General features: G+C 22.5%; 12 protein-coding genes. 2 read left to right on the top strand and 10 right to left on the bottom strand.

Features of this window, described 5'->3' with window-relative positions:
* Positions 1-33: 33 nt before the first annotated feature.
* Together N3A58_01185 and N3A58_01180 are read right to left on the bottom strand one after the other, a co-directional pair.
* On the bottom strand, positions 34-912 hold the full coding sequence (locus N3A58_01185; GenBank protein MCX8058012.1) for a GGDEF domain-containing protein: 879 nt from the start codon (positions 910-912) through the stop codon (positions 34-36).
* Positions 913-1,018: 106 nt separating this feature from the next.
* A complete protein-coding gene (locus tag N3A58_01180) occupies positions 1,019-1,666 on the bottom strand; it encodes a class I SAM-dependent methyltransferase (protein MCX8058011.1) in 648 nt (215 codons plus the stop codon).
* Between the two features lie 284 nt (positions 1,667-1,950).
* Here N3A58_01180 and N3A58_01175 point away from each other — a divergent pair, with 284 nt between their 5' ends.
* Entirely contained in the window at positions 1,951-2,403 is a 453-nt protein-coding gene (locus N3A58_01175) for an arsenate reductase ArsC (protein MCX8058010.1), read from the top strand.
* Between the two features lie 205 nt (positions 2,404-2,608).
* Positions 2,609-4,486 carry a magnesium transporter gene (mgtE, locus tag N3A58_01170; protein ID MCX8058009.1) on the top strand — a complete coding sequence of 626 codons (1,878 nt, stop codon included), beginning with the start codon at positions 2,609-2,611 and terminating at the stop codon, positions 4,484-4,486.
* Between the two features lie 47 nt (positions 4,487-4,533).
* Here the strand turns inward: mgtE and N3A58_01165 are convergent, their stop codons facing one another.
* The 8 genes from N3A58_01165 to N3A58_01130 form a co-directional block, all read right to left on the bottom strand.
* A complete protein-coding gene (locus tag N3A58_01165; protein MCX8058008.1) occupies positions 4,534-4,959 on the bottom strand; it encodes a hypothetical protein in 426 nt (141 codons plus the stop codon).
* Between the two features lie 47 nt (positions 4,960-5,006).
* Entirely contained in the window at positions 5,007-6,221 is a 1,215-nt protein-coding gene (gene lpxB, locus N3A58_01160) for a lipid-A-disaccharide synthase (GenBank protein MCX8058007.1), read from the bottom strand.
* A gap of 104 nt (positions 6,222-6,325) precedes the next feature.
* Positions 6,326-6,817 (bottom strand): adenosine-specific kinase, encoded by a 492-nt coding sequence (locus N3A58_01155; GenBank protein ID MCX8058006.1) that lies wholly within the window; start codon positions 6,815-6,817, stop codon positions 6,326-6,328.
* Between the two features lie 44 nt (positions 6,818-6,861).
* Positions 6,862-7,989: a tRNA guanosine(34) transglycosylase Tgt gene (tgt, locus tag N3A58_01150; GenBank protein MCX8058005.1), complete on the bottom strand. Its 1,128-nt coding sequence runs from the start codon at positions 7,987-7,989 to the stop codon at positions 6,862-6,864.
* A gap of 150 nt (positions 7,990-8,139) precedes the next feature.
* Entirely contained in the window at positions 8,140-8,805 is a 666-nt protein-coding gene (locus N3A58_01145; protein MCX8058004.1) for a hypothetical protein, read from the bottom strand.
* A 78-nt stretch (positions 8,806-8,883) separates the two neighbouring features.
* On the bottom strand, positions 8,884-10,326 hold the full coding sequence (gene gatB, locus N3A58_01140; protein MCX8058003.1) for an Asp-tRNA(Asn)/Glu-tRNA(Gln) amidotransferase subunit GatB: 1,443 nt from the start codon (positions 10,324-10,326) through the stop codon (positions 8,884-8,886).
* A gap of 285 nt (positions 10,327-10,611) precedes the next feature.
* Complete coding sequence (locus N3A58_01135; protein ID MCX8058002.1) at positions 10,612-11,409, bottom strand: hypothetical protein; 798 nt, start codon at positions 11,407-11,409, stop codon at positions 10,612-10,614.
* Positions 11,385-13,730, bottom strand: coding sequence for a Smr/MutS family protein (locus N3A58_01130; GenBank protein MCX8058001.1), 2,346 nt, complete (start codon positions 13,728-13,730; stop codon positions 11,385-11,387). Before N3A58_01130 ends, N3A58_01135 begins: the two co-directional genes overlap by 25 nt.
* Between the last annotated feature and the right edge of the window lie 12 nt (positions 13,731-13,742).

Raw genomic sequence — 13,742 nt, 5'->3', positions numbered from 1 at the left:
TTTTATTTATAAAAAAATAATTATTTATTTCATTTATTTATAAATATCATCATATAAGGTAATTAAATTTTTACCATTTTTTTTAGAATAATATAAAGCTTTATCTACATTTTCAATTATTTTTTCTTTAATTATATTCTTTTCAGGTAATTGAGTATATACACCAATACTTAAAGTAATTTTTTCATAAAGTGAGTTATTAAATTTAATTTCATCAAATTTTTTATTTATTCTATTAGACACAACTACCGCTCCTTTTGAGTCTGTATAAGGCAACAAACAAATAAATTCATCCCCTCCATATCTTGATACAAAATCAGATTTTCTATGAAGAGATAATTTAACTATATTAGCTATATTTTTTAATATTAAATCTCCTACATTATGACCAAAGTTATCATTTATGTATTTGAAATTATCTACATCTATCATTAATATAGATAATGGTTTCTCTGATCTTGTACATCTCTGAATCTCTATGTCAAGTTTTTCCTCAAAATAATTTCTATTATAAACATTTGTTAAAAAATCTATCTGACTCTTTTTTTTATATTCAAATTCCTTTTTTTTACATTCAGTAATATCAAAAAATGTTATAATTAAGTATTTCAAATTTTTATTATTATCAAACTCTTTTTTTATATCAAATTTAATCCATATTAAATTCCCAGATTTTAATGTAAACTCAAACTCATAAGATATATCCTCTAAATTGGATCTGCCAAATTCTTCTGATATAAATTCTTTAAATTTATTTAAAAAACTTATGAAATCTTCATTTTCAAAATCGATTTTAAAAATATTATGACTAAATGTTAAATTATTAAATACAATATTTTTATTTTTATCAAAAATTAAAATTCCAGCAGAAGAATTTTCCAATATTTTTAATAAATTTAAAATGTTTTTCATAAAATAGTTAATATAATATCAAATTAAAATTAATTTTAATTTACTTTTTTATATAGTAATTTACAAAATATTTTTTTAAATAAATTTTTTCATTTTAATTTTTTAATTAATTTTTAAAAAGCAAAATATCTGAAACTAACTTCTTTTCAAAAAAATTAGACTCTTTCTTGATAAATGTAAAACCACTATTTAATGCAACTTCAATAACTTTATCAATATTATGATCAAAAAACTCAATAACAAATTTATGGTTATTAACTTTTAGAACTTTCCCTTCTTTTTGAGGTATATTATTAAAAATAAAATAGCCTTCTTTTTTTAAAATCTGTTTAATATTGTCAAAAAATTTTGTTAGATCTATAGGCTTTATATGTACTAAAATAAAAAGTCCAATTACAAAATCAAAATAATTAATAAACTTTTTATCAAAGTTATCTAAAAAATCATACTTAAAAAAATTTTTTTCATTAATATCTAATTTTTTTAATTTTTTTTTCAAAACAGAAAGCATTTTTTCTGAAATATCAACCCCATAAAGATTAAAATTTTTATTTAACTTCTTGAGTAATCTATAAATTCTTAATGTTTCTCTACCATCACCACATCCAAGAATCATAATGTTTATGTTATCCTTATCAATAATGTTTTTTTTAAATAAATTCAAAAATAAATCCCAATCAAAAGAATCAAGATATTTATATTCATCTTTATAATTTTTATAAAATAAATTATAACCATTTTCTGTATTTAACATTTTTGTCATCATAATTTATATAATTCACTTATATTAAAATATAATTTCTTTAAAAATTTTCAATTATTAATAAAAATATTCTTCTTAAAGACTTTTTTAATAATTTTTCAATAGTTTTATAATTTAAATAGCTAACTTAATTATTTTTTAACAAATATTTAATTATTAATTAATAAAATTATTTAATTTTTATTTTGAATTTAAAAAATAATTTTTTTTAAATAATTTTTTTAAAAAATAAAAGACTGATAATTAAAATAAAAAAAATACTTACAGGGAAAAATATGAAAAAAAGAGAAGAAAAAGTAAAAGTACTTTTTGTTTGTGTTCATAATTCTGCAAGAAGTCAGATGGCTGAAAAATTTTTAAATGAGTTAGGAAAGGAATTTTTTGAAGCAGAATCAGCAGGAATAGAACCTGGGCAACTGAATCCGTATGTAGTAAAAGCAATGAATGAAATAGGTTATGATATCTCACAAAATAAAACAAAATCAGTTTTTGAATTATACAAATCTGGTAAAACTTATAATTTTGTTATCACAGTTTGTGATCCCGAGGCAGCTGAAAAATGTCCCATATTTCCAGGTAATGTAAAAAGATTGCATTGGTCATTTCAAGATCCTTCAAGTTTTATAGGATCAGAAGAAGAAAAACTTCAATTTACAAGAAAAATAAGAGATCAGATAAAAGAAAAAATAATTGAATTTATTAATGAGTATAAAAAATATCTTGAATAAAATTAGTGAAATGATAATTTTCTTCTGGCAATAAAAAATAAAAATTTCAAATAAATTTCTTAAATAAAAATTTTTTTATTCCATAAAAACTATTTGCTATAAATTTACTTAAAAAACTTGTAAATACAAAATTCTTTGTATAAGCTTAATTTTTTTTAATTATTTAAAATATATTATTTATTTATTAATTTTAGAGAGGGACAAAATGGAAGCAATTATAAGTGCTGTAACAGAAGGAAGATTGATAGAAATTGAAAACTTAAATAAAGAAGAGGTTTTAAAACTTTTAACTGAAAAAATTAAAAACTTAAATATAATTCCAGAAAATTATGATATATATAATTTAATAATAGAAAGGGAAAAACAATTAAATACTTATCTCGACTTTAATATAGCTTCTCCTCATTGTAGAATAGACTTTGAAGGTGAAATTATTTGTTCTATAGGATTTTCACACAATGGAATAATTTTTAATGAAAAAGGAGATAAAGCAAAATTAATTATACTCTTTGTTATCCCTAAAAATAAAAGCAATGAATATTTAATAACAATTTCTAAATTAATCAAGTTTTGGACAAAATATGAAAATTTAAGAGATTTTGAAAATATATATGATTTAAATGCTATTCAAAAAAGAATACTTGAATGGATATACATTATAGAAAACCCAGAAGCAGATAAAGAAGATATCGAAAAAATATCTTTACATGCAGAAACAGCTTTAATAACTGATATGATTTTGCCTGATATTGCTGATTTGATAAAAGAAAGAAAACTTAATGAATTAAAATCTTTTATATCAGAACTTGAACCATTTCAACTCGCAGATATAATGAATAATCTTCCTTTAGATTATAGTATTATTTTTTTTAGAATACTACCTAAAAATAAAGCTGATGAAGTTTTTTCTTTACTTGAACCTGAAAATCAAAATAATCTTATAAAAAATCTTGCTTCAGAAGAAATAAGAGAACTTATTACTAAACTACCATCTGATGATAGAATATCTTTATTTGAAGAATTGCCTTCTCAAATTGTTCAAAAATTAATTGATTTACTTGATATAAATGAAAGAAAAAAAGCACTTGAACAGTTGTCTTATAATGAAGATTCAGTTGGAAGATTAATTTCAAATAAATATATTGCAGTAAACCCTGAAATGAAAATAAAGGAAGTATTAGAATATATAAGAAGAAATGGACATAATTCAGAAACAATTGAAACAATTTATGTTATTAATGATAAAGGAAAACTAATAGATGATATTGACCTAAAAAGAATAATTCTTGCAAATCCAGAAGATAAACTTGAATCAATTCTTGATGGAAGTTTTGTGTGTCTTTATGCAGATCAAAAAAAAGAAGAAGCAATACAACTTTTTAAAAAGTATGATACATATATTTTACCAGTTGTTGACTCAGATGGACATCTCCTTGGAATTGTTACACATGATGATATTATTGATGTTGTTGAAGAAGTTGCTACAGAAGATTTCCATAAGGGAAGTGCTATTTTACCATTAGAAAAAAAATTTATTAATACTTCAATTTTTGATCTATGGAAAAGAAGAATCTCATGGCTTATTATCCTAGTATTTATTAATATATTCTCTGGTGCAGGGCTTGCACATTTTGAAACACTTATACAAACTGTTGTTGCTTTGGTATTTTTTCTTCCACTACTTGTTGATAGTGGTGGCAACGCTGGCTCACAATCTTCTACCCTTATAATAAGAAGTATTGCACTTGGTGAAATAAGTGAAAAAGATTTTATTAAAATAACATTCAAAGAGTTTCTGGTTTCTCTTATGTTGGGGATTGCAATGGGAATTGCAGTTTTTATACTTGGATGGATAAGATCTGGAGTAATTATAGGGCTTGCTGTCTCTATTTCTATGATAGCTATCATAGTAATAAGTAGCTTAATTGGACTTCTTTTACCTTTTTTATTGTATAAATTTGGACAAGATCCTGCTGTAGCATCTGGACCTCTTATAACTTCAATAGCTGATATACTTGGAATTATTTTATATATGAATCTTTCATCTATTATACTTAAAGCTTTCCACTATTTACCTAAATAAAAAATATAGGTTTATATAAGATAAATTAGAATAAAAAATTTATTAAGTTATCTTAACCTAACTAATAATCTCAAAAAGAAAAATATTAAAATTAAAATAATAAGAATATAAAGAGCAGAATTTTCTCCCTTTAAAATATTCTTTCTATAGTATGAATCATTTTTTAATTTATGGACTGTGTATTTAATATTACCTAAAAAATAACCAAAGTTGTACTTAAGTTTAATTAAAATATTTTTTAAAAACAAATTAAATTTCTTATAAAAATCTGGAATATATGGTTTAATATCATATAAAAAGGAATCTATGTTTTCTTTAATCTCTTTATATAAATTTTTTTTAAGTTTTGGTGAAAAGTATTCAAAACTATTGTTACAGATTCTGCATTTTACTTTTAATCTTTTACCTTCAAGATAAGGAATTTTTAATTTTTGATTACATTTTGGACAATTTACTATTATACTTTTTTTCATAAATTAAAAATAATAAAATTATGTTGTTCAGTCAATAAAATAATAGATTAGACTAATGAAATTAAAAAATTTGCAGTTTTATCAATTACATTACCACCATATTTTTCTTTTAGTTTATTAAATATATCTAACTTTTCTCTTTTAAGATTATAATAGAGCTCTTTATTTTCTAGATATTGTTCAACATAACTATAAATACTATTTGAATTACAATCTTTTTGCAAAAACTCTTTACCAATTTCTTTATTTGCAAGAATATTAGCCATTCCTACCCATTTAGTGTTCACTAAAAATTTTCCAATAAAAAATGTAATTGGAGATATCTTATAACATATTGCCATTGGAACATTTAATATTAAAGCTTCCAAAGTAGCTGTTCCTGATGACATTATACAAAATTTTGAATTTTTAAGTAATGAATAATTATTTTTTGATATTACTATTATATTCTTTCTTTTTCCTATAAATTTAATTATTTTACTAAGAAACTTTTCGTTAGATAATGGTACAATTGAAATTAAATTAAATTTGTTATATATTTTGTCAGCAACTTCTAAAAAAATTTTAAATAAATTATTAATTTCTTGATTTCTAGATCCAGGCATTAAAAAGACACAATCAAAATTTGAATTTAAATTTTTTGAATAATCAATAATTAAACTATCTTTAATATTAGTTGTATTATAAATTATTTGTGGTTTTTCTGCTAATTTTGATTCAATATATTCGTTATCAAAAAAGGGATGACCAAAGAAGTATACATTCTTATCATTAAATTTTTTATATTCTAAATAATCATTATAAAATGGAGTTATAAAATAATCTATATATTTTTGTAATTTCCTACCATTCCATTGTCCCCATATAGATATATGTGGAGGGAAATAATATACAGTTTTAATTGATTTATCAACATCTTTAATAGCTTTTGATAAAGGTATATTAAAACCTTGATTATCTACAAAAATAAAAATATCTGGTTTCTCATTTTTAACCTTTCTAATAAAATTTTTGGCAATTTTTATTCTATCAAAAGCATAAGGAATAGACTCAAAAACTCCTATAGAAGACCTATGCGTAAGATCAGCAAATATATTAACACCTTCCTCTCTTAGAAATCTTCCTCCAAGTCCAAATGCTTCCATATAAATAGAGTTTTTTTCGGCTACCTCCTTTAATTTACTGTATAAAAGTGAAGCGTTAAAATCTCCCGAAACTTCACCTACAGAAAAACCTATTTTTAATTTTTTTTTATATTTCATTAAAAATCCTTTACATAAATTAAATAAAGTAAAAAATATAAATAGTTAAATTAATTAATATAAAAAAAACTTAAAAAATTAAAAAATATCATAAACATTAAAATTTAATATTTTTTTTCTCTATAACCAAAATTGAGTAATAAATCTTGTCGCCACTTTTTTTCATTTTCATCTTCAACACCAATAGGTCTATAACCATCAAGTATACCTATTATACCTCTCTGCTCCCCCTCTTCTAAAATAACAATTTTTGTAGGGTTTGCAGTAGCACAATAAATATTACATATTTCTGGTACCTGTTTTAATGTATTCAATATATTTACAGGGAAAAAGTTTTCAATAAAAATAATAAAAGAGTGTCCACACCCTATTTCTTTTGCATTTTCTAAAGCTAATTTTATCATATCATCAGATGTACCGCTATATCTTATAAGTCTTTTTCCTGAAGCTTCACAAAAAGCAATCCCAAATTTAGCAAAAGGAACAGAAGAAGTTATTGCATTAAATATATCCTCAACAGTTTTGATAAAATGAGATTGTCCTAATATAAAATTTATATTTTCTGGCTTTTTTATTTCGACAATTTTAATATCCATAAAAAACCTCCCAAATTATTTTATTAAACTTTATTTAAATAAACTTAGTAATTTTCATTTTTCTTATAATTATCTAAAAATTCCTTATAAAAGATTTCAAATCTTTCTTCTAGTATAGATTTTCTAATATCTTTCAAAAGATTATTTAAAAAAAATAAATTATGAATTGAAAGCAAGGTTAAAGCAGTTATCTCTGAAGCTTTAAAAAGATGTCTTAAATAGCTCTTTGTAAAATTATTACATGTATAACAACTACAATTATCATCTAATGGGTTAAAATCAAATTTATATGAGGAATTTTTAATGTTTGATTTACCATACTTTGTGAAAAAAGTTCCATTTCTTCCAGCTCTTGTTGGAAAAATACAATCAAACATATCTATGCCATTTTTAACAGCATTTAAAATATCTTCTGGTGTACCAACACCCATCAAGTATCTTGGTTTTTCAAATGGCATCAATTCATCTAAAAATGCTATAATTTCATACATTAAACTTTTTTCTTCACCAACAGATAGCCCCCCTATAGAGAAACCAGGTAAATCATATGAACAAGTTTTATAGGCTGATTCTTTTCTTAAATCAAAAAATTTATTTCCTTGAACAATACCAAAAAGTAGTTGCTTATCATGATCTATTCTTTCTCTGTAATAATTGTATGATCTATTAAGCCATTTTAAAGTTCTTTCCATCGCTTCCTTAGCAATATTATAATCTATAGGTATTGGTGTACATTCATCTAGTGGCATCATTATATCAGAACCTACAATCGATTGAAATTCAAGTACTGATTCTGGTGTAAAAAGGTGTCTAGAACCATCTATAAAAGAAGAAAAAATTACACCTTCATCAGTAACCTTTCTAAAATCAGATAGTGAAAAAACTTGAAATCCTCCTGAGTCTGTTAAAATGTTTCTATCCCAACCTGAAAATTTATGAAGTCCACCAGATTTTTTCAATACATCAATACCTGGTCTTAAAAAAAGGTGATATGAATTTGACAATATTATTTTAAATCCTATATCTTTAACTTGATCAAAATTAAGAGCTTTAATTATACCATTTGTTCCAACTGGCATAAAAACAGGAGTTTCTACTTCTCCATGTGGAAGATTAAATATTCCTGCTCTTGCACTTGAATTATTAGATTTTTTAACTATTTTAAATTTCATAAACTATCTAAAAAATTAGTTAACTTTCTAATATAAATTAAAAATTTTTTTATTTTTAATTAATATTTATTTTAAATTAATAAAAAATGTTGATAAATTATAAGCAATTCAAAATTTTTATATTAATTTAATAACTTAAATCTATTGTTTCTATTTAATTTCCTCTATATTATCTGGTAAATAAGCGTTTGAAAATTTTTCATGTTTTGGAGAGCAAAATTTAAATCTTCTTAGGATTACAAAACCTTTTTCTCCTTTAATTTGTCTTATTTCTCCAAAGGTCCCTGCCCCAAGATAAATTATTTTGTTTCTTTGAGATATATTATATTTTTTTTCTATCTGATTTTTTGCACATTCAAAACAAATAAGTTCCTCACCTTTTTCATCATTAATTAAAAAAGCACTAGATTTATCAAATACAACTTTTCCACAAATAGAACAATTTGATTTATTTGTTTCAAAAACTCTATCTTTAAAATTCATATTATTAAATATAGTATCATCTTTAGTTAACTCTTCTGATTCTTTATTTATTAAAAAATTATCTGGGCTTTTTTGAAATTCAATATTATTATTCTTATTATCACCTATATTATTAATATATTCATTTCTTAATTCTTCTTGATCATCATTTAAATAACTATCTTTTTTTTTGGTTATAGGTTCATACTTTATAGAAGTTTTATAAGAAAATGTTTTACTTTCTTGTTTATTTTTATCAAACCAATCTTTATTTCTTGGTTTATTCTCTCTATTTTTTCTTTTGAAAAAATTTCTGAAGCTACCTCTGCTCTTATTATTTATATTACTATTCATAAATTTATAACTCCTTATTAAATATAAAAAGTTTTTTTATTATTTGCATACCTCTTTTTTAATAAAAAAAAAATTAGGTTATTTCCCAATTTTGTTAAGTTTATCCTTTAAAACTTTATTTACAATAGTAGTGTCTGCTTGACCTTTAGTCTCTTTCATGATCTCTCCTACTAAATAACCAAAAACTGATGTTTTACCATTTAAATATTTTTTAATTGCATCGTCTCTTTCTTTATCTATAACTTTATCAATTATACTTGAAATAAAATTTTCATCAACTATTTTAATGTTTTTGTTCAAAAAATCATCAACTGAAAGATTTCCTTTTATAATATTAGGTAGGTTTTCTTTAAAAGATTTTTGAGTAAAGCTGCCCTCATTTAATTTTTTTATGAGCAAACCAAAATCTTTTGAGGAAAGCTTATTTTCTGAAAAATCTTTCTTTTCATCATTTAATACCCCAAATATATCTGATATAAGATAATTTGCTGTTTTAACAGGGTCTTGTGAAATAGAAACAGCTTCTTCGTAATAATTTGCAATATCTTTTCTTGATATTATTATATCTGCATAATAAAAAGAAATTTTGTAATCATTTATGAACCTTTTTATTTTCATATTTGGTGATTCATAAATTTTAGCTTTAACTTCATTTATAATTTCATTGGTAATACTTACAAGAGGTATATCTGGTTCAGGAAAATATCTATAATCTGAAGCTAGTTCTTTACTTCTCATTGAAATGGTAATCTCCTTTTCAACATCATAAAGTTTTGTTTCTGTTTCTATTTTTTCTCCTCTTCTTAATTTATTTTTTTGGAGTTCTATTTCATATTCAAGAGCTTTTTTAATTGATGATATAGAATTAAGATTCTTTATTTCAACTTTATAAGATAATGGTTTCCCAGGTTCATTGACAGATACATTAATATCACATCTCATTGAACCATCTTCCAAAGAACATGTGGATGTCTCTGTATATTCTATTTCTCTCTTTATTTGTTTTACATAATTTGCTGCTTCAACTGGTGATTTGATATCTGGTTTCGAAACTATTTCTACAAGAGGAATTCCAGCTCTATTAAAATCAATATAAGTAATATTATAATCTTTATAATGAAGCATTTTTGCAGTATCTTCTTCTAAATGAACCCTTTCAATTCCTATTTTTTTAAAATTCAAGTTTTCATCTGGTATTTCAATATATCCATCATAAGCAATAGGCATATCATATTGTGTTATTTGATATCCTTTAGGCAAATCTGGATAGAAATAATTTTTTCTGTCAAATTTAAGAATGCTATTTACTTTACAATTTAAGGCTAACCCTATTTTAATTCCTTTTAAAACTATTTCTCTATTAACATTTGGTAATGTACCAGGCTCACCAACACATATAGGACAAATATTTTGATTAGGCTTAAGAATATTTGAACTAGTTGAACATCTGCAAAAAGCTTTAGTTTTGGTATTAAGTTGTATATGGATCTCTATTCCAATAACAACATTAAAGTTTTCCATATTAAAAACCTCATTTAAATAAATAAAATATTAAATAAAACTGCAATTTCCACTAAAATTTATCAGATTTTTTAATAAAATCAAAAAGGTAAAATTAAAATTAAATAAATTTTTTATATGATAATATTATGATTAGAAATTTTTAAAACACACTTTTAATTTAATTTTTTATATTTTGAAATTAAATTTTGATTTATTATTAATTATAAATAAATCTATTAATAATTATAAATTAAATATGATAATCTAATTAAGAAAGATATATATTTTAATTTAATTTAATTTTTATTTTTCTAATCTGTTATAATGGTCATTAATAAATCTATCTAATTCAAAATCTGTTCTTAAATTCCTTTTATAAAATAAAGTATATAAAAGAGATTCAAAAATTAGTGCTAGCCTAATATTTTTTTCTACATTTTTATTGTTTGTAACATACACAAATTGAGTATTTAAAAAATCTGAATCGCATAACATATTTATTCTTCTTGACGCCTTGGGAGTAATTTTTCCGCCAATAGAAATTAAAATATCTCTTTTATATCCTCTAACAACATCAATTACATACTTAACTATTTCAAGAACTCTCATACTATTAACATCTTCTTTCATCGATTGAGAAAGATCAGTCCTACCTATAGTAACTTGTTTAAAATATTTTAGAAAATGTTTTATTTTCTCAAAATTTTTAACCAAAGTTATAGTTTCAACATTAATAGATAAATCTATGTCAAATCCAAATATATCTCTAAACTCTTGATAAGTTTCTAAAAAATTTTCTATTGCATATTCTGTTTCTGCCATAGGTAAAATAATTGAATTCACTCTTAAAATAAAGGCCATTCTAATATCATTTTTAGCTCCAGCTCCACCAACTTTAAATTTTATTGTTTGCTTTGGGAAAAGTTCTCTGACAGTTTTGATTTCTTCAAAAGTATTACCTTCAACTTCAGTTCCAAGCTTAATTCCTTTAAACCAATTACTAGAAGAAATTCTATAAAGCATGTCTAGAATTTCTTGTTCAGAGAGAGATTTTAATATATCCTTTTGAATATTAACTATTTGAGAAATACTATTGTACATCCGTTTCCTCCTTCCTCGATAGGGGCAAAAGAGAAACTTTTCACAAATTTTTTACTTTTTAAATATTCATGGACAAATCTACTTAATATACCATCTCCCTTTCCATGTATGATATAAAGCTTTTCATAATTTGAAAGGAGAGCTTTATCCAAAAATTCATCAAGTTTTGCTTCAGCTTCATATACCTTAAATCCTCTTAAATCAATTTCATATTTTATATTTTTACTTGATGAATTAAAAGAATAAGTTTCTCTCTTATCATTATGATCGACAATTTGGAGATTTTCCTTAATAGTTTCAAAAATAATATTGTTTATGTTAACTCTAATTTTATCTCCTTTTATTCCTAAAACTTTCCCAATAGTATTTAAATCTTTAATTTTAACAAAATCCCCTATATTAAACTTGAATTTTTTATTATCTTTATAATCTTCTAAATTTTCCACTTGATTTTTAAAAGGACCCTCTTCATCTTTATTTTTAATAAAATTCATTTCACTAAATTGATTAAATTTTTGAGTTATGTTTTTAGAGATAGATTTATCATAACCTTTAGTTTTAATTAAATTAATCTCTTTTTCTATATCTTTCTTAAAATTTAAAAACTCATTGTAAAAATTTTTAATTAGTTCATTTTTAATCTCTTTAGAATCTTTACTATATTTCTCTTCCAATTTTTTTATTTCCTCCAATTTTTTTTCATATTCTTTCTTAATTAAATCCAATTCCTTTATTTTGCTATTATACTCATTTAAAATATCTTCTATTTTTAGTACCAAAAAGTTATCAAACTTTCTTTTTAAGAGATTTTTAGCAGTATTAATTATTTCACTATCAAAATTCAAGCTTTCAGCAATTTCAATTGCAAAAGATTGCCCAAATATATTTTGATCAAATATGTATAATGGTTTTAAATTCTTAGAATCAAACCTCATCGAACAAGATAAAATTTTATCATTTTTTAACCCTAACAGTTTAACTTTTTCGAAATGAGAAGATATAATAGAAAAACAACCCTTACTTTTTAATTTTTCTACAATAGCAATAGATAAAGCTTCTCCTTCTTCAGGTGATGTACCAGTTCCAATTTCATCTATTAAAACGAGAGAATTTGAGTCAGAATTTTTTATTATTTTGTCAATTTTTAATAAATGAGAAGAAAAAGTTGAAAGAGATCTATCTATAGATTGTTCATCTCCACAATCAATAAAAATATTATTAAATATTGGCAATTTAGAATTATAACCTGTTGGGATAAAAAAACCAGCTTGAAAAAGTAAAGCAATTAAGCCTATAGTTTTTAGTAATACAGTTTTACCTCCAGTATTTGGTCCAGAAATTATAATAACAGGCTTATCTTTATTAAATTTTAAATTGTTTTTTACAGGATCTTTTAAAAATGGATGATAACAATCATTTAACACAATTTCATTTTCAGTAATAAAAGCTCTTTCCCATTTTTTATCAAAAAAATATGAAACTTTTGCTATATAAATGTCAACAATAATATATTGATCATAAAATGCTTTTATATCATCAATTTCGTTTCTTAAATTAATAGATAATTCTCTTAATATTCTATAGATCTCAATAATCTCCTCAGACTTTAAGCTAAAAAGTTTATTATTTAATTCAATCATTTCATAAGTTTCTATAAAAAAAGTTTTTCCTGATGATGAAATTTCTGAAATTATACCTTTGATTTTTCCTTTAAAATTTGTTTTTACTGGTATTAAAAATTTATTATTTTTAATTATAAATGAATCTGATGCAAGTATTTCTTGCAGATCTGATCTCTTAAAATAACTATCTATTAAGTTTCTTAACTTTCTCTCAATACTAGTAATTAAAACTCTTATTTCTTTTAATCTTACAGATGCACTATCTTTTATATTAAATTCATTATCAAATATTTTATTGAAAAAATCCAAAATATCAGAAAAATCATAAAACTTAATATTATACTTTTTAAGGAAATTTATAAAATTATTCTTATTTTTTATAAAAAAGTTTCTAAAATTTATCGATTCTTGCAATAAAACAAAAATATTTTTGAATTCATCAATTTCTGGCACAATTCCTGCAACTATTTTAGAAAAAATTTGGGAAAATGAGTCTAAATTTATTGGATTGTAATTAATTCCTTTAACTTTTAAACTATAAAATTCTTCAATAATATCTTGCTCTATTTTTAAAGAATCTTTGTCATAATAGAATTTTATATTTTTTATATTTTCTTTTCCATCAAAAGTTTTACAATATAAACTCAATTCTTCTATTATTTTATTAAATTCTAAAATTCTTATAGTATCAAAATCCATAAACACCACAAT

Source organism: Spirochaetota bacterium, assembly GCA_026415295.1.
Lineage (GTDB): Bacteria > Spirochaetota > JAAYUW01 > JAAYUW01 > JAOAHJ01 > JAOAHJ01.
The sequence above is the reverse complement of the archived record's forward strand: the minus strand, read 5'-3'. Positions and strand labels throughout refer to the sequence as shown.

Excerpts from the sequence above, each read along its gene's own strand:
- N3A58_01185 (MCX8058012.1), bottom strand. The coding sequence starts at position 912 with ATGAAAAACATTTTAAATTTATTAAAAATATTGGAAAATTCTTCTGCT.
- N3A58_01180 (MCX8058011.1), bottom strand. The coding sequence starts at position 1,666 with ATGTTAAATACAGAAAATGGTTATAATTTATTTTATAAAAATTATAAA.
- N3A58_01175 (MCX8058010.1), top strand. The coding sequence starts at position 1,951 with ATGAAAAAAAGAGAAGAAAAAGTAAAAGTACTTTTTGTTTGTGTTCAT.
- mgtE (MCX8058009.1), top strand. The coding sequence starts at position 2,609 with ATGGAAGCAATTATAAGTGCTGTAACAGAAGGAAGATTGATAGAAATT.
- N3A58_01165 (MCX8058008.1), bottom strand. The coding sequence starts at position 4,959 with ATGAAAAAAAGTATAATAGTAAATTGTCCAAAATGTAATCAAAAATTA.
- lpxB (MCX8058007.1), bottom strand. The coding sequence starts at position 6,221 with ATGAAATATAAAAAAAAATTAAAAATAGGTTTTTCTGTAGGTGAAGTT.
- N3A58_01155 (MCX8058006.1), bottom strand. The coding sequence starts at position 6,817 with ATGGATATTAAAATTGTCGAAATAAAAAAGCCAGAAAATATAAATTTT.
- tgt (MCX8058005.1), bottom strand. The coding sequence starts at position 7,989 with ATGAAATTTAAAATAGTTAAAAAATCTAATAATTCAAGTGCAAGAGCA.
- N3A58_01145 (MCX8058004.1), bottom strand. The coding sequence starts at position 8,805 with ATGAATAGTAATATAAATAATAAGAGCAGAGGTAGCTTCAGAAATTTT.
- gatB (MCX8058003.1), bottom strand. The coding sequence starts at position 10,326 with ATGGAAAACTTTAATGTTGTTATTGGAATAGAGATCCATATACAACTT.
- N3A58_01135 (MCX8058002.1), bottom strand. The coding sequence starts at position 11,409 with ATGTACAATAGTATTTCTCAAATAGTTAATATTCAAAAGGATATATTA.
- N3A58_01130 (MCX8058001.1), bottom strand. The coding sequence starts at position 13,730 with ATGGATTTTGATACTATAAGAATTTTAGAATTTAATAAAATAATAGAA.